This is a genomic window from Streptomyces sp. GB4-14 (assembly GCF_022696125.1).
Classification (GTDB): Bacteria; Actinomycetota; Actinomycetes; order Streptomycetales; family Streptomycetaceae; genus Streptomyces; species Streptomyces werraensis.
This window is the reverse complement of record NZ_RZHO01000002.1, coordinates 3,525,336-3,546,261: the sequence shown is the minus strand read 5'-3', so window position 1 is coordinate 3,546,261 and position 20,926 is coordinate 3,525,336. Positions and strand designations below refer to the sequence as shown.

The 20,926-nt window shown below is 70.6% G+C and carries 21 protein-coding genes and 1 pseudogene; 5 read left to right on the top strand and 17 right to left on the bottom strand.

The genetic code is table 11. From position 1 onward, the window contains the following. Positions 1-57 precede the first annotated feature (57 nt). From cysS to ELQ39_RS17590, 4 genes are all read right to left on the bottom strand, one after another. Positions 58-1,458 (bottom strand): cysteine--tRNA ligase, encoded by a 1,401-nt coding sequence (gene cysS, locus ELQ39_RS17605; protein ID WP_190003002.1) that lies wholly within the window; start codon positions 1,456-1,458, stop codon positions 58-60. A 148-nt stretch (positions 1,459-1,606) separates the two neighbouring features. Then, positions 1,607-2,101, bottom strand: a complete 495-nt coding sequence (ispF, locus tag ELQ39_RS17600) for a 2-C-methyl-D-erythritol 2,4-cyclodiphosphate synthase (RefSeq protein WP_242592672.1) — start codon at positions 2,099-2,101, stop codon at positions 1,607-1,609. Next, entirely contained in the window at positions 2,091-2,867 is a 777-nt protein-coding gene (gene ispD / locus ELQ39_RS17595) for a 2-C-methyl-D-erythritol 4-phosphate cytidylyltransferase (protein WP_242592670.1), read from the bottom strand. The genes ispF and ispD overlap by 11 nt, the downstream gene beginning before the upstream one ends. Positions 2,868-3,219: 352 nt before the next feature. Then, on the bottom strand, positions 3,220-3,702 hold the full coding sequence (locus ELQ39_RS17590; RefSeq protein ID WP_003953493.1) for a CarD family transcriptional regulator: 483 nt from the start codon (positions 3,700-3,702) through the stop codon (positions 3,220-3,222). Positions 3,703-4,356: 654 nt separating this feature from the next. Here ELQ39_RS17590 and ELQ39_RS17585 point away from each other — a divergent pair. Further along, positions 4,357-5,064: a DUF461 domain-containing protein gene (locus tag ELQ39_RS17585; RefSeq protein WP_225627088.1), complete on the top strand. Its 708-nt coding sequence runs from the start codon at positions 4,357-4,359 to the stop codon at positions 5,062-5,064. A gap of 149 nt (positions 5,065-5,213) precedes the next feature. Here ELQ39_RS17585 and ELQ39_RS17580 read toward each other — a convergent pair whose 3' ends face one another. Together ELQ39_RS17580 and ELQ39_RS17575 are read right to left on the bottom strand one after the other, a co-directional pair. Then, positions 5,214-5,894, bottom strand: coding sequence for a response regulator transcription factor (locus tag ELQ39_RS17580; RefSeq protein ID WP_026243695.1), 681 nt, complete (start codon positions 5,892-5,894; stop codon positions 5,214-5,216). Continuing rightward, positions 5,891-7,171 (bottom strand): sensor histidine kinase, encoded by a 1,281-nt coding sequence (locus ELQ39_RS17575; protein WP_242592668.1) that lies wholly within the window; start codon positions 7,169-7,171, stop codon positions 5,891-5,893. The genes ELQ39_RS17580 and ELQ39_RS17575 overlap by 4 nt, the downstream gene beginning before the upstream one ends. 216 nt (positions 7,172-7,387) lie before the next feature. On the opposite strand from ELQ39_RS17575, the gene phoU reads away from it, so the two are divergent. Both phoU and ELQ39_RS17565 read left to right on the top strand, forming a co-directional pair. Further along, positions 7,388-8,089 carry a phosphate signaling complex protein PhoU gene (gene phoU / locus ELQ39_RS17570; protein ID WP_033276090.1) on the top strand — a complete coding sequence of 234 codons (702 nt, stop codon included), beginning with the start codon at positions 7,388-7,390 and terminating at the stop codon, positions 8,087-8,089. A gap of 142 nt (positions 8,090-8,231) precedes the next feature. Next, positions 8,232-8,387 (top strand): hypothetical protein, encoded by a 156-nt coding sequence (locus tag ELQ39_RS17565; protein WP_006133908.1) that lies wholly within the window; start codon positions 8,232-8,234, stop codon positions 8,385-8,387. Positions 8,388-8,453: 66 nt separating this feature from the next. On the opposite strand, the gene ELQ39_RS17560 is transcribed toward ELQ39_RS17565, so the two are convergent. Continuing rightward, positions 8,454-9,743, bottom strand: coding sequence for an MDR family MFS transporter (locus ELQ39_RS17560; RefSeq protein WP_242592666.1), 1,290 nt, complete (start codon positions 9,741-9,743; stop codon positions 8,454-8,456). Positions 9,744-9,917: 174 nt separating this feature from the next. Between ELQ39_RS17560 and ELQ39_RS17555 the strand changes: the two genes are divergently transcribed. Further along, on the top strand, positions 9,918-10,679 hold the full coding sequence (locus tag ELQ39_RS17555) for a phosphoglyceromutase (RefSeq protein WP_190003008.1): 762 nt from the start codon (positions 9,918-9,920) through the stop codon (positions 10,677-10,679). 330 nt (positions 10,680-11,009) lie between these two features. Here the strand turns inward: ELQ39_RS17555 and ELQ39_RS17550 are convergent. From ELQ39_RS17550 to ELQ39_RS17535, 4 genes and pseudogenes are all read right to left on the bottom strand, one after another. Next, a pseudogene (locus tag ELQ39_RS17550) lies at positions 11,010-12,118 on the bottom strand (hypothetical protein). Between the two features lie 274 nt (positions 12,119-12,392). Further along, on the bottom strand, positions 12,393-12,848 hold the full coding sequence (locus ELQ39_RS17545) for an SRPBCC family protein (RefSeq protein WP_242592664.1): 456 nt from the start codon (positions 12,846-12,848) through the stop codon (positions 12,393-12,395). 294 nt (positions 12,849-13,142) lie between these two features. Then, on the bottom strand, positions 13,143-13,637 hold the full coding sequence (locus ELQ39_RS17540) for a YfbM family protein (RefSeq protein ID WP_242592662.1): 495 nt from the start codon (positions 13,635-13,637) through the stop codon (positions 13,143-13,145). A 90-nt stretch (positions 13,638-13,727) separates the two neighbouring features. After that, positions 13,728-14,129, bottom strand: a complete 402-nt coding sequence (locus ELQ39_RS17535) for a DUF6336 family protein (protein ID WP_242592660.1) — start codon at positions 14,127-14,129, stop codon at positions 13,728-13,730. 134 nt (positions 14,130-14,263) lie between these two features. Between ELQ39_RS17535 and ELQ39_RS17530 the strand changes: the two genes are divergently transcribed. After that, positions 14,264-14,947 (top strand): Type 1 glutamine amidotransferase-like domain-containing protein, encoded by a 684-nt coding sequence (locus tag ELQ39_RS17530; RefSeq protein WP_242592658.1) that lies wholly within the window; start codon positions 14,264-14,266, stop codon positions 14,945-14,947. 54 nt (positions 14,948-15,001) lie between these two features. On the opposite strand, the gene ELQ39_RS17525 is transcribed toward ELQ39_RS17530, so the two are convergent. From ELQ39_RS17525 to ELQ39_RS17500, 6 genes are all read right to left on the bottom strand, one after another. Continuing rightward, positions 15,002-16,852 carry an Ig-like domain repeat protein gene (locus tag ELQ39_RS17525; RefSeq protein ID WP_337663015.1) on the bottom strand — a complete coding sequence of 617 codons (1,851 nt, stop codon included), beginning with the start codon at positions 16,850-16,852 and terminating at the stop codon, positions 15,002-15,004. Positions 16,853-17,126: 274 nt separating this feature from the next. Beyond that, positions 17,127-17,333: a hypothetical protein gene (locus ELQ39_RS17520; RefSeq protein ID WP_242592654.1), complete on the bottom strand. Its 207-nt coding sequence runs from the start codon at positions 17,331-17,333 to the stop codon at positions 17,127-17,129. Between the two features lie 127 nt (positions 17,334-17,460). Further along, entirely contained in the window at positions 17,461-18,093 is a 633-nt protein-coding gene (locus ELQ39_RS17515) for a response regulator (RefSeq protein WP_242592651.1), read from the bottom strand. Between the two features lie 141 nt (positions 18,094-18,234). Then, positions 18,235-19,233 (bottom strand): type I glyceraldehyde-3-phosphate dehydrogenase, encoded by a 999-nt coding sequence (gene gap, locus ELQ39_RS17510; protein ID WP_190003020.1) that lies wholly within the window; start codon positions 19,231-19,233, stop codon positions 18,235-18,237. 111 nt (positions 19,234-19,344) lie between these two features. Next, positions 19,345-20,301 carry a helix-turn-helix domain-containing protein gene (locus ELQ39_RS17505; RefSeq protein WP_190003021.1) on the bottom strand — a complete coding sequence of 319 codons (957 nt, stop codon included), beginning with the start codon at positions 20,299-20,301 and terminating at the stop codon, positions 19,345-19,347. A 154-nt stretch (positions 20,302-20,455) separates the two neighbouring features. Beyond that, the gene (locus ELQ39_RS17500) at positions 20,456-20,878 is read right to left on the bottom strand and encodes a DUF2000 family protein (RefSeq protein ID WP_242592650.1); all 423 of its coding nucleotides are present in this window, start codon (positions 20,876-20,878) and stop codon (positions 20,456-20,458) included. Positions 20,879-20,926: the final 48 nt, after the last annotated feature.

Here is a 20,926-nt window from a genome sequence, read left to right as displayed (position 1 = left end):
GACCGGGAGGCCCCGTAACGGGTCCGCGGCTGTTCCGCAGCCGTCCGCGGCGGTGCCTCAGCGGGGGCCGAGGCTCCAGCGCGGGCCCTGCGGGCTGTCCTCGATGACCAGCCCGGACTGGTTGAGCTGGTCGCGGATGGCGTCCGCGGTGGGCCAGTCCTTGCGGGCCCGGGCGGCCTCACGCTGGTCGAGGACCATGCGGACCAGGGTGTCGACGGCGCCGTGCAGGTCGTCCCCGCGGTCGCCGTCGCCGGCCCAGTGCGGGTCGAGCGGGTCGAGTCCGAGCACGCCGAGCATGGCGCGGACCTCGGCGAGGCGGGCGACCGCCTCCTCCTTGTCGTCGGCGGCCAGCGCGCTGTTGCCCTGCCGGACCGCGGTGTGCACGACGGCGAGCGCCTGCGGGACGCCCAGGTCGTCGTCCATCGCCTCGGCGAACGCGGGCGGCACCTCGGCGGCGGGCTCGACGACCCCGCCGGCCTTCTCCACCACGCGCTGCACGAAGCCCTCGATCCGCGCGAACGCGGACTCGGCCTCGCGCAGGGCCTCCTCGCTGTACTCGATCATCGACCGGTAGTGCGGGGTGCCCAGGTAGTAGCGGAGCACGATGGGCCGCCAGCGCTTGACCATCTCGCTGACCAGCACCGAGTTGCCGAGCGACTTCGACATCTTCTCGCCGCTCATGGTGACCCAGGCGTTGTGCACCCAGTACCGGGCGAACTCGTCGCCGTAGGCCTTGGCCTGGGCGATCTCGTTCTCGTGGTGCGGGAAGATCAGGTCCAGGCCGCCGCCGTGGATGTCGAAGGCGGTGCCGAGGTACTTGTGCGCCATCGCCGAGCACTCCAGGTGCCAGCCCGGGCGCCCGCGCCCCCACGGCGTCTCCCAGCTCGGCTCGCCCGGCTTGGCCGCCTTCCACATCGCGAAGTCACGCGGGTCCCGCTTGCCGGTCTCGCCGTCGCCCGACGGCTGGAGCAGGTTGTCCAGCTCCTGGTTCGACAGCTCGAGGTAGTCCGGGAACGAGGTGACGGCGAAGTACACGTTGCCGTCGGCCTCGTAGGCGTGCCCGCGCTCGATCAGGCCGCGCATCATCTCGACCATCTCGGTGATGTGGCCGGTGGCGCGCGGCTCGTAGGTCGGGGGCAGGCAGCCGAGCGCGCGGTAGCCGTCGCTGAAGGCGCGCTCGTTCTCGTACCCGATGGCCCACCAGGGGCGGCCCTGCTCGGCGGACTTGGCGATGATCTTGTCGTCGATGTCCGTGACGTTGCGGACGAACGTCACGTCCAGGCCGCGGTACTCGAACCAGCGGCGCATGATGTCGAAGTTCAGGCCGGAGCGGATGTGGCCGATGTGGGGCGCCGCCTGCACGGTGGCGCCACACAGGTAGATCGAGACGCAGCCCTGCCGGAGCGGGGTGAAGTCACGGATCTGCCGGGCGCTGGTGTCGTACAGGCGAATAGTCACGGCTCCAAGGGTAGTAGGCGCGGGGGCGTGCGGCGTGCCTCCGGCGGTTTCGGGGTCACATGTCACGTGCCGGCCCGGTGAGGCCGTGTCGCGCCCACGCGGCGGAGCCGCGTGCCGACACGGCCCCGCGCCCCTCGGGCGAGGACTCTCACCCTTCTCGGACGACCAGGGCCGTCGCCACTGCCATCAGGCCCTCGTCCCTGCCCGGGAAGCCCAGGCCGTCCGTGGTGGCGCCCGAGACCGAGACCGGGGCGCCCGCCGCCTCGGAGAGGATCTTCTGGGCCTCCTCGCGGCGTCTGCCGACCTTGGGGCGGGGGCCGACGACCTGGACGGCGACGTTGCCGATGCGGAAGCCGGCCTCCCGGACGATGCGCGCGGCCTCGGTGAGAAGGGTGACGCCCGAGGCGCCGGACCACTCGGGCCGGCTCGTGCCGAAGTGCTGACCGAGGTCGCCGAGGCCGGCGGCGGAGAACAGGGCGTTGCAGGCGGCGTGCGCGACGACGTCCGCGTCGGAGTGTCCCGCGAGCCCGGGGCCCTCGCCCTCCCACTTCAGGCCGGCGCACCACAGCTCGCGGCCGTCCTCGAAGGCGTGGATGTCGGTGCCGATGCCGACCTGCGGCAGGGGGGAGGTCTCAGAAGCCATCGTTGAGCCTCCTGCGCGCCAGGACCGCCTCGGCGAGGACCAGGTCGAGCGGGCGGGTGACCTTGAAGGCCTCCTCGTGCCCGGGGACGGTGACGACGGTGAGTCCGAGCCGCTCGACCATGCTCGCGTCGTCGGTGACGTCGTCCGTCACGGTCTCGTGGGCGCGGACCAGGGTGGCCCGGTCGAAGCCCTGCGGCGTCTGGACGGCGCGCAGCCTGGAACGGTCGGGGGTGGCGACCACGGGCTCCGGCTCGCCGGGGGTGGCGGCCGGCTCGACCTGCTTGACGGTGTCGGCGAGCGGCAGCGCGGGGACGACGGCGGGCGCTCCGTCGCGTACGGCCTCGATGACCGCGTCGACGGTGTCCACCGGGACCAGCGGGCGGGCCGCGTCGTGCACCAGGACGATGTCGTAGCCCTCGGGCAGCGCGTCCAGGCCCAGCTTCACGGACTGCTGGCGGCTCTCGCCGCCGGGGACGACCAGGACGTCGGTCCTCTCGGGCAGCGCGTGCGTGTCGAGCAGCGACTTGACCTCGCCCGCGCCGTCGGGCGGCGCCACCACGACGACGAGCGAGACGGCGCGGGAATCGGCCATCGCGCGCACGGCGTGGACGAGCATGGGCGTGCCGCCGAGCGCGCGCAGCGCCTTGGGCGCACCGGGGCCGAGCCGCACACCCCGGCCCGCGGCCGGGATGACGGCCGCTGTCCGGACCGTCGGACGGCCGGGTGCGGGGGTCGGCGAGGACGGCGGGAGCGGATCGTCAGACATGGTTCCTGTCAGGTTTGTGGGCTCGGCCTACGTGGGTATGGCCTGGGCGTGCCCCGCTCCTGTGAGCGGGGAAGTGCCGGGCGTTCCGCCTTGACCAGCCCCTTCCGTGACTCTGGTCGAGCCGATCGCCCGGGCCCGGCACGCCAGGGGTGGGGACGTGAGTGATGACACATTCCCCGTTCCGGCGCAAGTGCAGCCTACGGAGGGTGTCCGGGTACGAACATGCCGCAGCGCCCGGCGACGTCCTGGACGTCATCGGGCACCGCGGCATTTCGATGCGCTGAGTGCGCTGAGTGCTGCTCCGACGGCCGGCGTGAGGGCACGCGACGGGCGGAGCGACGACTCGGAGAACTCAGGAGGCGAGAACCTCGTCGAGCAGGGCCTCGGCCTTGTCCTCGTTGGTGTTCTCGGCGAGGGCCAGCTCGCTGACCAGAATCTGACGCGCCTTCGCGAGCATGCGCTTCTCACCGGCGGAGAGACCGCGCTCCCGCTCCCGGCGCCACAGGTCACGCACGACTTCCGCGACCTTGATGACATCGCCCGAGGCGAGCTTCTCGAGATTTGCCTTGTACCGGCGGGACCAGTTCGTGGGCTCCTCGGCGTACGGCGCGCGCAGCACCTCGAAGACCCGGTCCAGCCCGTCCTGACCGACCACATCACGCACGCCGACGAACTCCGCATTGTCCGCTGGCACACGTACCGTCAGGTCACCCTGGGCGACCTTCAGCACCAAGTAGGTCTTGTCCACGCCTTTGATCTGGCGAGTTTCGATTGCCTCGATCAGCGCGGCCCCATGATGGGGATAGACCACGGTGTCGCCAACCTTGAACGTCATGTGACAGGTACCCCTTCCGTGGCTATCCAGGGTAACACGGATACGGCGTCTTCTGAATGGCGTTTTCGCAGGTCAGGGCCATTCTCGGGGCTTGACAACAGCAACAGGAACGTGCTTCGGGCGGCTAGCGGAAGCAGGTATTCGCAGGTCGGAGCCGCTCTCCGGGGCAAGCGAAACGCGCACGTTACACCCTTCCGGAGCCCGCCACGAGCGGTCGAACAGCCCCAAATGTCCGGTTCCAGAAGTGCGACTTCCGCTACTCCGTTCGGTGAGCCGAGCCGGTTCCGGCCGATTCCGGAATTGATCACACGGTGTGAGGATCGGCGGCCGGTGATCAATTGCCGGGGTCCCCCTCATTCCTTCACCGAAATGCGCGCCCGCGTAATGAAGGGGCGCTCCGGACGGAAGTGGCGGCTGTTTACCGGCGGGTCACTTGTGGTCCGTGTGACCGGTGTGGCGTGTGTCGCGGGCGTCGGGTGGTGATCGGGTGACATCCCCGGCGCGGGCACGCCTCACGGGGACGACCCGGGTAGGCGTGGGGAGGGTCGGGTGCAGCAGCCTGCGGAAGGCTCGGTAACCTGAGGCCGCTGACAGACACTTAGGGCGGCTTTACCCGGTCGCCACACACGCTCGAGTCAAGGAGTTGCCGCCGCCGTGAGCAGCAGCCTTCGACGCGGCGCCCTCGCCGCCGCCGCCATCGCAATCTCCATCGCCTCGCTCTCCGCGTGCGCGGCCGGCAACAACGCCCAGACCCTGCAGATCCAGCCGGACAACGCGGCGACGACGGTCGGTGACATCCAGGTGCAGAACGCCACCGTCATCACCCAGCCCGACCTGGAGTCGACCGGCCCCGCCGTCATCTCCGCCACCCTGTTCAACTCGGGCGACAAGGACCAGACCCTGGAGTCGGTCACCGTCCCCGGCACCGGCAAGACCGCAGAGCTGTCCCCCGCCGAGGGCGACGGCGACCTGGTCGTCCCGGCCGGCGGCAGCCTGATCCTCGGCGGCGAGGGCAACGCCTCCGCCGTGCTGCCCAGCAGCCGTGAGGCCGTCCAGGACGGCAACGCCCAGAAGATCACCTTCACCTTCAGCGAGACCGGCGAGGTGAGCCTGCGCGCCATCGTCTTCCCGGCCGAGCACTTCTTCGAGAGCTGGGGCCCGAGCGAGGCCCCCGCCGCCGGCGCCTCCGCGTCGCCGTCGGCGGACGCCTCCGGAAAGCCGGCCGACGAGGCCACGGGCGAGGGCGAGCAGTCGGACGGGTCGGGCGAGGAGACCTCCGGCGACGAGCCCGCCGGCACGGGCGCCCCGTCGGGCACCCCCTCGGACGCGGCCTCCGCGAGCCAGGACGCGTCCGGCCACTGACAGCCGTCCACGTATCGCACGCCGAAGGGCGGGACCCCGACCGGGGTCCCGCCCTTCGCGTCGTGCGGCCGTCGTCCCGGCCCGCAGACCACGGGCCGGCAGACCACGGGCCCGCGGTCCACGGACTCGGCGGTTACGGACTCGGCGGTCTACGGCTCGAACTTGTAGCCCAGCCCGCGCACGGTCACCAGATAGCGGGGCGCTCCCGGGTCCGGTTCGATCTTGGCGCGCAGACGCTTGACGTGGACGTCGAGGGTCTTGGTGTCCCCCACGTAGTCCGCGCCCCACACCCGGTCGATGAGCTGCATCCGGGTCAGCACCCGGCCCGCGTTGCGCAGCAGCATCTCCAGCAGGTCGAACTCCTTCAAGGGCAGGTCGATCTTGGTGCCGCCGACGGTCACCACGTGCCGGTCGACGTCCATCCGCACCGGGCCCGCCTCCAGGGCCGCCGGGGCGGTCTCCTCGGGCTCGCCGCGCCGGCGCAGCACCGCGCGGATCCGCGCGACCAGCTCACGCGAGGAGAACGGCTTGGTGACGTAGTCGTCGGCGCCTATCTCCAGGCCGACCACCTTGTCGATCTCGCTGTCCTTGGCGGTCACCATGATCACCGGGACGTTGGAGCGGCCGCGCAGCTGGCGGCACACCTCGGTGCCCGGCAGCCCGGGCAGCATCAGGTCGAGAAGGACGAGGTCGGCTCCGTTGCGGTCGAACTCGTCGAGTCCGTCGGGCCCGGTGGTCGCCACGGCGACCTCGAAGCCCTCCTTGCGGAGCATGTACGACAGGGCGTCGGAGAAGGACTCCTCGTCCTCGACGACGAGCACTCGGGTCACGGAAGGACCTCCGGGGAGGGAAGCGTTGCGTATGGATCGGACGTGTGGGGGGAGGGGTGGGACGTCCCTGCGGCCTCGCCGTCGAGGCTCTCGGAGTCGTCCCGCTCGGACGGCCGGCGGCGGCGGGCCGGACGGGCCTCGGGAAGCCGCAGGGTGAAGGTGGAGCCCTGGCCCTCGGCGCTCCACACCGTGACCTCCCCGCCGTGCGAGGCGGCCACGTGTTTCACGATCGCGAGGCCCAGCCCCGTGCCGCCGGTGGCACGGGAGCGGGCGGGGTCGACACGGTAGAAGCGCTCGAAGATCCGCTCCTTGTCCTTGTCGGAGATGCCTATGCCCTGGTCGGTCACGGCGATCTCGATCAGGTCCCCGCCGGGCTGCGCGACCGAACGGACCGCGATGCCCACGCGGGTGCGGGCGGGCGAGTAGTTGACCGCGTTCTCGACGAGGTTGCCGAGCGCGGCGGCGAGCTGGCCGCGGTTGCCCCAGACCCGCAGGCCGGCGGCGCCTGCGGCGGTCATGGTGATCTCCTTGGTGCCCGCCTGGTGCCGGCAGCGGTCCATGGCCTCGGCGACCAGTTCGCCGACCGGGACCGGCTCGGCGTCCTCCAGCGGGTCGTCGTTCTGCACGCGGGAGAGGTCGATCAGTTCCTGCACCAGATTGGTCAGCCGGGTCGCCTCGATCTGCATGCGCCCCGCGAACCGCTGCACGGCCTCGGGGTCGTCGGAGGCGTCCATCACGGCCTCCGACAGCAGGGACAGCGCCCCGACGGGGGTCTTGAGCTCATGGCTGACGTTGGCGACGAAGTCCCGCCGCACGGCCTCGATACGGCGGGCCTCGGTGAGGTCCTCCACCAGCAGCAGCACCAGCCGGGAGCCGAGCGGCGCCACCCGCGCGGACACCGCGAGGGCCTCGCCGCGCCCGGTCCCCCGGCGGGGCAGGTCCAGCTCGACCTGCCGTATCTCGCCGTCCCGCCGGGTGTCGCGGGCCATCTTCAGCATCGGCTCCACGGCGAGCTTGCCGCCGCGGACCAGGCCGAGGGCGTACGCGGCCGAGCTGGCCTTCACTACGCCGTCGTGCTCGTCGAGCACCACGGCGGACGAGCGCAGCACGGAGAGCACGGTGTCGACGCCGGGCGGGAGCACGGCGTCGGTGTGCAGCGAGGTACGGGTGGGGCGCCGCTGCTCGCGTTCACTGACGCGGAACGCCAGCATGGCGATGACACCGGTGAGCAGTCCGGCGATCGCAGCCGCTGCGGCGACCGCCGCGTTCACGTCCATGCGTCCAGGTTAGGCATGGGGCGAGCGCAGCCCACAGCGCTCGGCGGGCGACCTCGGACACTCGTCGCCCAGAGTTCACCTACAGGCCAGGACCGGTTCACGCGAGGTGACGGAACCGGACGCGTGACGGACGGAACGTGGGAGCGTGGGTGGGACCCAGGCCCCTCAGAGCCCGGACCCGGACAGCCCGGACAGAGACGCACGAGAGGAATTCCGATGCGGGACGCGTACCACGAGGAACTGGATTCGATCGGCGACGGTCTGGTGGAGATGGCCCGGCTGGTCGGATCGGCGATCGGACGCGCCACGACCGCGATCCTCGACGCCGATCTGAAGCTCGCGGAGAGCGTGATCGAGGCCGACCAGAAGGTCGACGAGCTGCAGCACGACCTGGAGGCGCGGGCGATCGCCCTGCTGGCCCGGCAGCAGCCGGTGGCGACCGACCTGCGGATCGTCGTCACCTCGCTGCGGATGTCCGCCGACCTGGAGCGCTCCGGCGACCTCGCTCAGCACGTGGCGAAGCTGGCGCGGCTGCGCTACCCGGAGCGCGGGGTGCCGCGGGACCTGCACGCCACGATCCTGGAGATGGGCCAGCTGGCCCAGCGCCTGATGGCGAAGGCGGCCGAGGTGATCATCACCAAGGACGTCGACCTGGCGCTCCAGCTGGAGCAGGACGACGACGCGATGGACCTGCTGCACCGCACCCTCTTCCAGCACCTGATGGACGACCGCTGGAAGCACGGCATCGAGACGGCGGTGGACGTCACCCTGCTGGGCCGCTACTACGAGCGGTTCGCGGACCACGCGGTGTCGGTCGCCAAGCGGGTGGTGTACCTGGTCACCGGCGAGCACGCGGACGAGATCCAGGCGGATCTGCAGCCGGAGATCGCGCCGGTGCAGGGGGTGGAGGGCGGCTGAGGCCGCTGTGCGTACGGCGTGCGGGCGGCGGTCGGGGGCGCGGGTGAGCTTCCGCCGCCCCCGATGCGCCGTTGATGCGCCCGGCCGGGCGGGCGTGCAATGGGGAGCAGGTGTGCGCAGGCCCCAGCCCGAGGAGGGACCCATGGCCGAATCCCCTGGCACGACGCCCGACCCCACGCAGGAGCGCGAGACCGAGCAACCCGCCGAGGTCAGGAACCTCACCCTGATCGCCGCCTGCGGCTGCGGTTCGGGGTGCGGCTGCGGGTGCCAGTCGGGCAGCCCGTGCCAGTGCGGGTGAGATGACGGACGTACGCAGGCCCCGCGCGCCGGTGACGGCGTGCGGGGCCTGCGGCGCGCGGGCGTTCTAGGCGGTCTGCCCGGCGGGCCGGGCGGGCTCGGTGGACGGCTTCACCGGCTCGGTGTCCTTACCGGTGTCCGTCTCCGCGCCCTCCGGCAGCCGCCGCATGAGCAGCCCGTACCCGAGGCCGGCGACCGTGCCGACGACGGCGCAGGTGCCCCACAGCCAGGCGGCGCCCCAGCGGTCGATGACGAAGCCGGACAGCAGCGGGGCGACGAGGGCGGCGACCGCCCAGGACGAGGTGTAGACGCCCTGGTAGCGCCCGCGCCCGTGCACCGGGGAGAGCCGTACGACCAGACCGGTCTGGACGGGCGCGTTGACGATCTCCGCCAGCGTCCACACGCAGACGGTGAGGGCGAAGACGCCGACCGACCCGGCGAAGGCGGTGAGCCCGAAGCCGTATCCGGCGAGCAGTGAGGAGACGACGAGCATCCGGCGCGGGTCGCGGTGCTCGATCAGCCGGGTGACGGGCAGCTGGAGGACGACGATCAGGACGCCGTTGACGGCGATGGCCATGCCGAAGTCGGCGGGCGTGAAGCCGGCCTCGCCCATGGCGACCGGGAGTCCCAGGTAGCCCTGCTGGAAGACGAGGGCGATGAGGAAGGACAGCCCGACGACGCCCATGAACCGGCCGTCGCGCAGCACGGTGCCGAGGGAGACGGAGTCCTCCTTCGTGCCGCCGGTTCCGGCGGCCTTCTGCTCCGGCCGGGACTCGGGCAGCTTGACGAAGACGAGCACGGCGCAGAGGAGGGTCATCCCGGCCTCGATGAGGAAACCGGCGAGGTAGCTGACCTCGGCGATGAAGCCGGCGCCCACGGAGGAGATGGCGAAACCGAGGTTGATGGCCCAGTAGTTGAGGGAGAAGGCCCGGATACGGTCCTCCGGCCGCACGATGTCCGCCATCATCGCCTGCACGGCGGGCCGCGAGGCGCTGGACGCCATGCCGACGAGGAAGGCGACGGCCGCGATGGCGGCCGGGTCGTGGACGAAGCCGAGCAGGGCGACGGAGAACGCGGTCGCGGTCTGGGCGACGAGCAGGGTGGGCCGCCGCCCGAGCCGGTCGGTCATCACGCCGGCGCCGAGGGAGGAGATGACCCCGCCGAGCCCGTGGAGCGCGACGACGAGACCGGCGTAGGAGGCGGAGTAGCCCCGGTCGAGGGTGAGGTAGAGCGCCATGAAGGTGGCGACGAAGGCGCCGAGCCGGTTGACCAGGGTGCTGGTCCACAGCCACCAGAAGGCGCGGGGAAGCCCTGAGACGGACTCGCTCAGGGCACGTCTGACTCCGGTGACTGACATGGGTGGCCCCCCTGGCGCCCGGGCACGGCCCGGGGTGGTGTAAGCGGCTGAAGCGGCAAGCACAACTTACGAAGCCGGCCCCCCGGGTGGCCACTCGATTAACAGATCCCGTCAACCGTCCGCCAGGCGGGCAGGGCGCGCGGGCCGTGCGGGGCGTCGATTACGCTCGGGCACATGGCCGACGCACCGTACAAGCTGATCCTCCTCCGCCACGGCGAGAGCGAGTGGAACGAGAAGAACCTGTTCACCGGCTGGGTGGACGTCAACCTCACCGCGAAGGGCGAGAAGGAGGCGACGCGCGGCGGCGAGCTGCTCAAGGAAGCCGGCCTGCTGCCCGACGTGCTCCACACCTCGCTCCAGAAGCGCGCGATCCGCACGGCCCAGCTCGCGCTGGAGGCCGCGGACCGCCTGTGGATCCCGGTCAGCCGCAGCTGGCGCCTGAACGAGCGTCACTACGGCGCCCTCCAGGGCAAGGACAAGGCGCAGACGCTCGCGGAGTTCGGCGAGGAGCAGTTCATGCTGTGGCGCCGCTCCTACGACACCCCGCCGCCGCCGCTGGACCGCGACGCCGAGTACTCCCAGTTCTCCGACCCGCGCTACGCGACCCTCCCGCCGGAGCTGCGTCCGCAGACGGAGTGTTTGAAGGACGTCGTCGTCCGCATGCTGCCGTACTGGTTCGACTCGGTCGTCCCGGACCTCCTGTCCGGCCGCACGGTCCTCATCGCCGCCCACGGCAACAGCCTCCGCGCGCTGGTCAAGCACCTGGACGGCATCTCGGACGCCGACATCGCGGGCCTCAACATCCCGACGGGCATCCCGCTGTACTACGAACTCGACGCCGACTTCAAGCCGGTCACGCCGGGCGGCAAGTACCTCGACCCGGAGGCGGCCGCGGCGGCTATCGAGGCTGTGAAGAACCAGGGCAAGAAGAAGTAACGCGACACCGGTAAGCCCCCGACCTGCGAGTTCTTCGCGGGGCGGGGGCTTTTTGGTGGAGCTGGGCCGTCTTGGGCAGTCAGGTGCGCCGGCCCCAGCGGCGGACGCGGATGCGGAGAACGATCAGTAGCGCTTCGGACTTGCCCCAAGCACCCGCATCTGCTCGCGCCGTTCACTCCCCATACCCAAGGTTCCACACCACGAGCAGATGGCGACCAGGCGCAGGAGCCGCATCAACAGCGCCGGCATGGCTTTGTTCAAGGGATTGGGCAGCGGATGTCGATCGCTTTGGGAGGCGCGGGAGTTTGGCGCTGTTCGGTTGCCCAACTGCTAGAAGAGACCGACCGAGGTGCTCTCTGTGAGGTTCTCGACGATGGTGCGCAGCCACGGGCTGCGCACGGCTGGTAGCCGGACCAGGGTGTGCTGGAACGTTCCCCGGTCGGCCCGGAACAGGTGGTTGGGGAGCAGTGGGAGCGGGTCGTCGCGGAGGACGTCTTGGGGTATGCGGCCCGATGCGGGAGCGGGCAGGTAGGGCTGGGGGAAGATGAGCCACCGCCACACCCCCAGCGGCAGGGGCACCAGGTACGCCGACGCGGTCGGGCCGGTGGGGGTCCAGGTCTGGCCTGTCTGCGGATGGACCGGCACGAGAAGAATGTTGACGCCCGCGTCGGGGGAAGGCTGTCCCGGGCCGGCCAGGACGGCGTGCCGCTTCGGGGCCCCTGCGGGCAGCAGGGTGTCGAGTGCGCGTTGGAAGACGTCCGCGGTCAGACCGTCCGGGACCTTCACCGGCTGACCCTGTGAGGCGGCCAGCAGGTGGGCGAGCGCATGGCCGGCTGCCGCCTCCCACTGCGGGCTCCACGACCAGTAGTGATTCGACCCCAGCCGTCCTCCCCACGTGGCAATCGGCTCGAACGGTGGCGTCCCCTCCCCCTTGTCCGCCAGCTCCGCCCAGGAGAGGGGAGCGGCGTGGATACCGTCGACGGGGACGCGGTGCACGGTGTCCGGGCTGAGCCGCACTGCCTGCCAGAGTGAACAGTCGTCGATCCTGGTCGCCACGGGGAGGTCGCACGTCTCGCTGGCAACGTTGGGTCCGTCGGCTCCGTCGAGGCCGCAGCAGGCACCGCCGCGTTTCTCGGGGATCAGCCGGGTTCCACGGATGTCACCGGGCGCGCGATGACACTCGCCCCGGGCGTGCTGTCGGACAGGGCGTGGACCGGCGCGTAGATGCCGCGTGCCTCTGCCTCGCCCGGGTCGATCTCGTCCCACTTTCGCCACGGCCCTCCCCAGGGGTCCGGGTCGACGGCGAACGTCCCGGGCTCCATGAGCACCGGCAGCTGGGCTCCGTTCCCGTACTTCTGACGGGCGTGGACTGGCAGTGAGACCTGGGACAGCGGGGTGGTCAACTCGGTGCCACATCCGTCACACACAAAAACGAACAAATGCCCTCCGCCTGGGAAACAGACGCATCATCGCAGCTAGCCGACAGCCGGCCAACATGTTTTCTCATCCGTTGCGGGAACCACACCCGTCACCGCCGTGGAGTGTCAACGCCGCGCAGGCAAGTGCCGACCGCCGCCTCCGGCTGTGACTGCGGCAAGCGACGCACTCAGTGTTCGAATGCTCGGTGTGTTGTGGCGCCGCCCGAAGTGGTGAACATCTGCTGCCCATTCTCGGGTTCTGGCACGACTTCCGTGCAGCGGTCACGATTTGTGATCAGTGGGTGTTTAGACGGTTCGTCAGAACACGGGCCCGGGCTTGCTGGGCCGCTCTCGCCTTGGAAGCGGCGAATCGCAACAGGCCCAGGGGCGTCCGGAGACGCAGGGTGTCGGTGACAACGCTGCCGACCTCGTGGCGGTCGATGACGAATCGGTAGCTCATGCGGACCCGGCCGGGGCTACGGACCTCCCCGAAGATCTCGGCGGAGTGCGGGAGGCCGTCCGGGACGGCGGCGAGGGTGACGTCGATGATGTTGTCGTGCCGCAGGACGCCCAGGAAGCGGAATCGCTCCACGGCCGTGTAGGTCACGGTGCCGCCGTTGCGCCGCACGTCACGGACGGCAACGACGAGCGGCGACAGACCGACGTAGTGCAGCGGTTCGGCCAGGTGCGCGAAGACTTCCTCCGGCGGCGCGGCGACCTGAAACGTGTGCTTCAGTTCGGTGGACAGCACCTCGGCCCCCTCCTCGATACGGTCGCCGGCACGGTGATCCTCCCATCGCCGAGGCGGGAAGTCCGCGCACTCCGGCGGTTGGGCGGTCTGCGGGTCGGGTCAGCTCATCGGAGCCCAGCCCCGGAGTCGAGGAGAGGCGTGCCAGACGCGTGCCATATCGTGCGGGGAACCACGGGGAACAGCGGGCGATCGGTCGGCGACCAACCATCCGGGACACCGTTCGGTCCCTCAGTTAGGCAGCGAAGACCGAAGCACACGAGCTTCCAGCTGAGGTCTCACCGCTGTGTCCGCCTATCAGTCCAACCAGACGAGCACCGCGTCCTCCGCTTCGGCGGCGGCCTCGAGGAACTGAGTGAGGTCGTCGTACCAGTGACGATCCCACTCCAGTGCGCCAGGCTCGCCCCACCTGAGGGGATACACCTCGGCGTTGGTCAGTTCGGCAGGATCCACATCTCCAAGGAGCTGGTCATAGCTGGTAGCCCGCAGAGTCTCCGCTGCGAGCTTGACCCGCTCAGGTCGCAGGTACCTCGGAGGTCCGTAGCCCCAATCCTCATCCTCGGCGAACGGCTCCTCACCCTGGATCACGTTCACGGGGAACTCGACGTACGCCAGCAGGAAGCGGAGCATGTCCCACGCCTTGTACGTGCTGAAGTGACGCGCCTCGGCCGGCGCAGGCTGCGTCTCCTCCTCGGTGTTCCGGACCTCTTCAACCAAGTCCCAAGCCCACTCAGGCTCTCGGATCACCCGGCCGAGTTCAGCAGGCGTGACACGCAGGTACTCACCGATCATGCCCATGAGTAAGCGCACGCGAGTGAGCCCCCTGCCTTTCGCGAGGGGGCTCTTCTCATACCCTGGGCCGTCTCCCGGCCGGGGCGAGTTCTACTCGTACAACCAGCTGTCGTAAGGCGCGGCGTCCACGAGGTGGTACAGCCCGAAGGAGGCAGCTCCGAGGACGAGGAGACACAGCCCCGAGCGCAGGAATATCGGCCCTATGACCGTGACCGAGGCGGCCTGCGTGGTGATGGTGTTCCAGTCCCGCAGGCGTCGGATGTCCTCCTTGCTGAGCCACCAGAAGCCGGCACCGATCACAAGGAAGATCGCACCGAAGAATCCCAGGCCACTGAAGACGGCCAGGAACTCTTCTCGATCGCTGTGATCACTGATGCTCAAAGTCACCAGCATGAGCGGCACCACGCCCAACAGGCCGAAGACGACGCCTCGCCTTGCGACCTCGGCCGGCCGCAGTCGCGGCAGCCTCACCCCTTCTCGGTCCAAAGCCATGGCGAGCACCCTAGCCCGCCCGGGTCGAGCAGCCGCAACATCCCCCATGCCGCCTTGACCCTGGGTGACCCGATGAGTTCCGGCACGGTCGGGAGTCCTCAGGTGCGTCCACCTTCCGCGCATCTGGAGGCACCTTGAAGCTCTTGCTCACGTCGGGCGGCGTCACGAACCCGAGCATCCGGTCGGCACTCGTGCAGCTCCTCGGCAAGCCGATCGACGAGTGCCGTGCCCTCTGCGTCCCCACGGCACAGTGGGGTCACCCGATGTGCGGTCCGGCTTCGGTGCGGGGCCTCGCGGCCGCGGAGCCGTTGTGGCAGCACCTGACCGGTCTGGGCTGGGGGACGCTCGGCGTCCTCGAACTCACCGCGCTGCCCAGCATCGGCGCCGAGCGGTGGGTCCCCTGGGTCCGGGACGCCGACGTACTGCTGGTCGACGGCGGCGACGCGACCTACCTGTGCCACTGGATGCGGGAGTCCGGGCTGGCGGATCTGCTGCCGTCGCTGCCGGACACGGTGTGGGTGGGCGTGAGCGCCGGAAGCATGGTGATGACGCCCCGGATCGGCGCGTACTTCGTCGAGTGGCCGTCCGCCCCGGACGACCGCACCCTGGGAGTCGTCGACTTCTCGATCTTCCCGCACCTGGACGCGTTCCCGCAGAACACCATGGCCGACGCGGAGCGCTGGGCCGCGGACATCGGCGTTCCGTCCTACGCCATCGACGAACAGACGGCCGTCAAGGTCGTGGACGGCGACGTCGAGGTGATCTCCGAAGGGCGATGGAAGAGGTTCGGGTCGGAGCCCGCCCGGGCGGAACGCTGACGCCTCCCACTCGCGCGTACGGCGCGGGTGGGAGGCGTCCTCATGGCGCTCGGGTCACCGGGTGAACGTGAAGTACCTCCAGGCGCCGTGCGTCGTGGAGTTGACCGAGTCGCCCGAGGAGCCGTTGACGTAGGACGAGCGGAGGCGGGCGCGGATGCCGGACTCGCCCGGTGCCTCCAGACGTACGACCGACTTGCCCTTGGTGTTCAGGGCGAAGTACTCGGCGGCCGTGTCGCGCCAGGCGCCCGCGTACCAGACCTGCACCTGGACACGCTGGGCGCGGCCCTTGTAGTAGGTCATCGTCGTGGTGAACACGGGGTCGGTGTTCTTGCGGAAGTAGTAGTACGCCTTGGAGCCGATCTTCCCCGTCCTGTAGTGCTTCGAGACGGCGGTGGAGACCCTCACCTTGGCGTAGCCCGTGGACTTCGCGGTCTTCGAGGCGTAGCGGGCGTCGCCCGTGAACACCGCGCTGACCGTGGTGTCACGGGTCAGGGTGACGGTCGCCGACAGGTTGCCCTTGGAGTTGACCTTGCCCGTCCTCAGCAGCTTCCTGGGCTTGTCGGCGCCGAAGGGGTCCGCGTAGATCGAGACGGTGCGGTTCTTGTACGTCGTGCCGAGGTGCGCGGTGAAGGTGACCTTCTTGCCGTACGCGTACACCCTGCCGTTGTTGTTCAGGGTCAGCGAGGTCGCCTTGCGGGAGACCTCCACCGTGTCCGCGCCGGACGCCGGGGCGTGCGTGGCGTCGCCCGCCCAGGTGACCTTGTAGGTGACCTTGCCGCCGGCCGGCGGGGTGTCCGTGAAGGAGAAGCTGCCGTCCGCCTTCAGCCTGGCGGACGCCAGCGCCCTGCCCTTCGGCGACTCGACGTCGGTGCGCGTCACCGTCAGGGCCGTCCCGGCCGGGGGGAGCGTCTTCGAGGTGAGCTTGCCGGTGACGGTGAGCTTCTTGGCCCGCTCCGTCTTCGCCGGCGCCGACACCGTGAGTGCGGGCAGTTCCTTGGTGGGGTCGGTCAGGGCACGCAGGGTGTGGGTGCCGTAGGTGTTCACGGAGACGGCGAACACCCGGCTGGAGTCGGGCGCCCAGGCCAGCGCGCCGTCGACGAGGGTGTCCGCACCGCTGCTGTTGCCGGTGTTGGGGAAGTCGTACTCCCGTACCGGCACCGGGTCACCGGGCCGGTGGATGTGGACGTCGGGGTCGTACCAGGAGAAGCTGCCGCCCGCGATGCTGCCGTCGGGCGCGATGCGTACGGCGTTCGGGTAGGCCTCGATGGGATAGCCCGGCTGCTCGCTGAGGTCGGTGGCCGAGTAGGCGCCGAGGCTGTAGCCGTAGCCCTGGCCCCAGGAGGTGAGGACCTGCTTGCCGTCCGGCGTCAGGTCCAGCTGCTTCACTCCGCTGCCCACGTACGTGGTGGCGCGCAGACCGGCTCCGTCGGCGGAGACGTCGTAGACGGCGACGTAGCTGCCGCCACCGGCGACCAGGGTGCCCGGGACTGCGGGGTCGGAGGCCAGGATGCTGCTCGCGCCGTAGAAGTCGGCGTCGCCCCGCAGGCCGAGGTGCACGACGGGCTCGGGACCGGAGACGTCCAGCGAGCCGAAGTCGGCGCCGTGGGCGAACCAGACGCGGCCGTCCACCACCTCCAGGTCGCCGGGCGCCGCGCCCACCGGGTAACTCGCCGTCTGCGTGTACGTGGTGGTGTCGACCGAGACGATCCGGTCGCCCGTCGTCACGGCGGCGTACACCTGGCCGCCGTCGTCGGACACGGCGAGGCCGGACACCCCGGACAGACCGGTGAGCGTGGCCTTCACGGCGCCGCTGTAGTCGGTGACGACGATCTTGCCGCCGGTCGGGTCGGAGACGTAGACCCGCTGGTGGGTCCCGTCGACGACCATGTCGCCGACCGAACTCACCGGAAGGACCTTCGCCGAATCGGCCGCCGCCGGAGCCGCGGTGCCCCCCACCAGAGCCGCGGAACTGAGAACGACCGCGAGTGCCGTCGCGGTCGCGATGCTGCGCCTGCGCACAGGGATGAGCCCCCAAGGAAGAAGTCCGGTGCTCACCGGACATGAGGATGGAAGAGGCCGCGCGTCCCCCCTCACCCGAGACGGGTGTCGGACGCCGCCGAGGCGCAACATATGGCATGCGACTGACAATCGGGAAACGGAATAGCCGTGCCCGGCGGAGTCAGACGCGCGTGCGCCGCGCGCGGAGGTGGCGGGCGCCGAGGGCCGTCAGGGCGGCGAGGGTGACGAGGCCGGTGGCCAGGTTCACCACGAGGGGCGCCTGGGCGACGGACGCGACGAGGTTGGCCACGCCGCTGACGGCCACGACGGACCACAGGGCGGTGTGGGTCGCGGAGGTGCCGGACGCGTTGGGGTGGGCGGTCGTCATGATGCGTGCTCCTAGCGGAAGTTCGGAGGTCGGTTCCGTGGTCTCCACGCTAGGCAGCGCGACGTTCACCGTCGCCCCGGGCAGCACCCGGGTGTGCGGTACAGCAGGCTGTACTCGTCGGGCTCGATCAAAGCGGCCCCAGCCGCGAGCGCTCCATGAGGTCGATCACGTAATGGACCAGTTCGACCGGCACGGTCGTGGCCGCGAAGATCCTCCGGTCGACTCCCCTCTCCGGGTCGAAGTGCCCTGCGTAAATAAGCACGGGAGTATCGACGCGGTACTGGTCCAGCTTGCGCAGCAGTTCGATGCCTGCCCGCCGGTCACCGTCCCGCATCATGTCGCTGATGAGGACGTCGTACGACCTTCGCCGGAACAACCGCGTGGCCTCCTCGGTCGACCGGGCGAGGTCGATCTCCATGCCGGCCTTCCGGAACAGCTCGATCAGGGCGGAGTTTCTCTCAGGGTGATCGTCGACCCAGAGCACCTTGCCTCCCTGAAGTACCTCGGCGGCGTGTTCCAGCCGGCCCAGCGCCGTGCGCTTGGCGGCCGGGGGAACGGGCGCCCGGCTCTCCTCCTGTGCTCGGTCGAGCAGTTCGGCGGCGAGTTCGACCTCGATACCCAGTGCTCGAACGGCAGTCAGACGCGGCACCATCCGCTGGATGAGCGTGGTCCGCAGAGTGAGGTAGACCGTCACCGCGAAAGCGACCCAGAGCACTGCCGGCAGCGTGCCGACGATCTTGATCCATAACGCCTCGGACATAAGCACATCATCTGAGAGCCGACGCCTCATGCGTGGTCAGTTCGGCGAATTGGCGTGCTTCGAGCGCGGACACGCGAAGTGAAACGGGTGTGCCCCCTGCCCACGGACGTGCCGTGAGCGGAGGGCACAGTGCGTGAGGGCTCAGCCCCGCGCCAGCAGCTCCAGCGTGTCGATGACCCGGTTGGAGAAGCCCCACTCGTTGTCGTACCAGGCGACCACCTTGATGTGGCGGCCGTCGACGCGGGTGAGGGCCGAGTCGAAGATGGACGACGCCGGGTTGCCGGTGATGTCCGAGGAGACCAGCGGGTCCTCCGAGTACTCGAGGACGCCGGCCAGCGGGCCCTCCGCGGCCGTGCGGTACGCGGCCAGCACCTCGTCGCGCGTCACGTCACGGGAGACCGTGGTGTTGAGCTCGACGATCGACCCCACCGGCACCGGAACGCGGATCGAGTCGCCGGACAGCTTGCCGTCGAGGTTCGGCAGCACCAGGCCGATCGCCTTCGCGGCGCCGGTCGTGGTCGGCACGATGTTGACGCCGGCGGCGCGGGCGCGGCGCGGGTCGCGGTGCGGGCCGTCCTGGAGGTTCTGCTCCTGCGTGTAGGCGTGCACGGTCGTCATGAACCCGTGCTCGATGCCGGCCAGGTCGTCGAGGACGGCGGCCAGCGGCGCGAGCGCGTTGGTGGTGCAGGACGCGTTGGAGACGATGGTGTGCAGCTCGGCGTCGTACGCGTCCGTGTTCACGCCGTACGCCAGGGTCACGTCCGCGCCGTCCGAGGGGGCACTGACCAGTACCTTCCGCGCACCCGCGTCGAGGTGGGCGCGGGCGGCCTTGGCCGAGGTGAAGCGGCCGGTGGCCTCCAGCACGATGTCGACGCCCAGGTCGGCCCAGGGCAGCTGCGCCGGTTCGCGCTCGGCCAGCACCTTGATCCGGCGGCCGTCCACGACGAGGGTGTCGCCGTCGACGCTCACCGGGCGTCCGAGGCGGCCGGCGGTGCTGTCGAAGGCGAGCAGCCGGGCGAGGGCGGCCGGCTCGGTCAGGTCGTTGACGGCGACGACCTCCAGGGCGGTGTCCCGCTCCAGCAGGGCGCGCAGCACGTTGCGTCCGATGCGGCCGAATCCGTTGATGGCGATGCGAGTCATGAGTGGTGTCCCTTCCTCTCGCCATCCAGGCTCGCGCGCCGTCGGCGCCGCTGACAGTGGCGGGATCGCCATGGTTCACAAGGATCCTGCCAACCCGCCGAGCAGCGCGGGCTACTCGCCGCGCGTGAACGTGCGCCGGTACTCGCTCGGCGTCGTGCCGAGGATCCGCTGGAAGTGCAGCCGCAGGTTCGCGCCGGTGCCGAGGCCGGTGTCGGCGGCGATCTGCTCGACGCTGCGCTGCGAGCGTTCCAGCAGCTCACGGGCCAGGTCGACGCGGGCCCGCATCACCCATTGCATGGGCGTGTAGCCGGTCTCCTCCACGAAGCGCCGGGAGAACGTCCGCGGCGACACCCCCGCCTGCCGCGCCAGCACCTCCAGGGTGAGCGGATCGCCCAGCCGGTGCAGTGCCCACTCCCGCGTCGCCGCGAACCGCTCCCCCAGCGGCTCGGGCACGCTGCGCGGCACGTACTGGGCCTGTCCCCCGCTGCGGTACGGCGCCGCGACCAGCCGTCGGGCCGCGTGGTTGGACGCGGCCACCCCGAGGTCGCCGCGCAGGATGTGCAGGCACAGGTCGATCCCGGAGGCGGCGCCCGCCGAGGTGAGCACGCTGCCCTCGTCGACGAACAGCACGTTCTCGTCGACCTTGATCCGCGGATGCCGGGCCATGAGGGCGCGCGCGTAGTGCCAGTGCGTGGTGGCGCGCCGCCCGTCCAGCAGACCGGTGGCGGCCAGCGCGAACGCGCCCGTCGAGATCGCGGCGAGCCGCGCGCCCCGCTCGTGCGCGGCGACCAGCGCGTCGACGACGGCCGGCGGCGGATCCTCCCGGTCCGGGAAGCGGTACCCGGGCACGAAGACGATGTCGGCCCACTCCAGCGTCTCCAGGCCGTGCGAGACGGCGTACGCGAGACCGTCCCCGCCGGTCACCAGGCCGGGGGCCGCCCCGCACACCCGCACCTCGTACGGCATGCTCGCGCGGGTCGTGAAGACCTGCGCGGGGATGCCGACGTCGAGCGGCTTCGCGCCCTCGAGCACCAGGACGGCGACGCGGTGGAGGCGGGGCGGGGGCACGGAAAAAGCGTACGCGGCACACCCCCGCGGCCGTTGCCACGCGTCCGTCCTCACGTGTCCGTCCTCACGTGTCAGTCGTCACGCATCCGCCTTCACGGCGTCACGCCCGCCTTCACGGCGTCACGCCCGCCCTCACTGCGTCACACATCCGCCCTCACGGATGCATCCGCGCCCCCTTCAGCGCCTTGTCCACCGCGTTGCGCGGGCCGTGGACGGCGAGGCCCACCAGGTCCAGGTCGGTGGTGCGGACGGCGCGGACGGCCGCGCGGTTGGCGTCGTCGTGGCCGGTGGCGAAGAGGTCGGAGGTGAAGACCGCGCGCGGAAGGGCGCGGGAGAGGGCGCGTTCGTGGGCCGCCTTCAGGACCTCCTTCGCGCCCTGGAAGACCAGCACGGGCTGGCGGAACATCGGCAGGTAGGGCACGCCGTCCGCGTCCTCGTACGGCTGCCCGATCAGTTCGGGGAGCTGTGTGCCCAGGCCGCTGACCAGGAACGCGGTGACGTTGAGGCGCTGCCAGGGCTCCAGGTCCTCACGCAGCAGGACGGCGATCTTCGTGTCGAAACGGGTGCTCGTGCTCATGCCGTGAGACTGCCGTCCGGGACCGCCGCCGGTCTTGTACGTTGTTTG

Bases quoted from the DNA above. Each gene is read 5' to 3' on its own strand.
- phoU (WP_033276090.1), top strand. From the start codon at position 7,388: ATGCGGGACGCGTACCACGAGGAACTGGATTCGATCGGCGACGGTCTG.
- ELQ39_RS17560 (WP_242592666.1), bottom strand. From the start codon at position 9,743: ATGTCAGTCACCGGAGTCAGACGTGCCCTGAGCGAGTCCGTCTCAGGG.
- ELQ39_RS17555 (WP_190003008.1), top strand. From the start codon at position 9,918: ATGGCCGACGCACCGTACAAGCTGATCCTCCTCCGCCACGGCGAGAGC.
- gap (WP_190003020.1), bottom strand. From the start codon at position 19,233: ATGACTCGCATCGCCATCAACGGATTCGGCCGCATCGGACGCAACGTG.
- ELQ39_RS17515 (WP_242592651.1), bottom strand. From the start codon at position 18,093: ATGTCCGAGGCGTTATGGATCAAGATCGTCGGCACGCTGCCGGCAGTG.
- ELQ39_RS17520 (WP_242592654.1), bottom strand. From the start codon at position 17,333: ATGACGACCGCCCACCCCAACGCGTCCGGCACCTCCGCGACCCACACC.
- ispF (WP_242592672.1), bottom strand. From the start codon at position 2,101: ATGGCTTCTGAGACCTCCCCCCTGCCGCAGGTCGGCATCGGCACCGAC.
- ELQ39_RS17535 (WP_242592660.1), bottom strand. From the start codon at position 14,129: ATGGCTTTGGACCGAGAAGGGGTGAGGCTGCCGCGACTGCGGCCGGCC.
- ispD (WP_242592670.1), bottom strand. From the start codon at position 2,867: ATGTCTGACGATCCGCTCCCGCCGTCCTCGCCGACCCCCGCACCCGGC.
- ELQ39_RS17590 (WP_003953493.1), bottom strand. From the start codon at position 3,702: ATGACGTTCAAGGTTGGCGACACCGTGGTCTATCCCCATCATGGGGCC.
- ELQ39_RS17540 (WP_242592662.1), bottom strand. From the start codon at position 13,637: ATGATCGGTGAGTACCTGCGTGTCACGCCTGCTGAACTCGGCCGGGTG.
- ELQ39_RS17565 (WP_006133908.1), top strand. From the start codon at position 8,232: ATGGCCGAATCCCCTGGCACGACGCCCGACCCCACGCAGGAGCGCGAG.
- ELQ39_RS17500 (WP_242592650.1), bottom strand. From the start codon at position 20,878: ATGAGCACGAGCACCCGTTTCGACACGAAGATCGCCGTCCTGCTGCGT.
- ELQ39_RS17575 (WP_242592668.1), bottom strand. From the start codon at position 7,171: ATGGACGTGAACGCGGCGGTCGCCGCAGCGGCTGCGATCGCCGGACTG.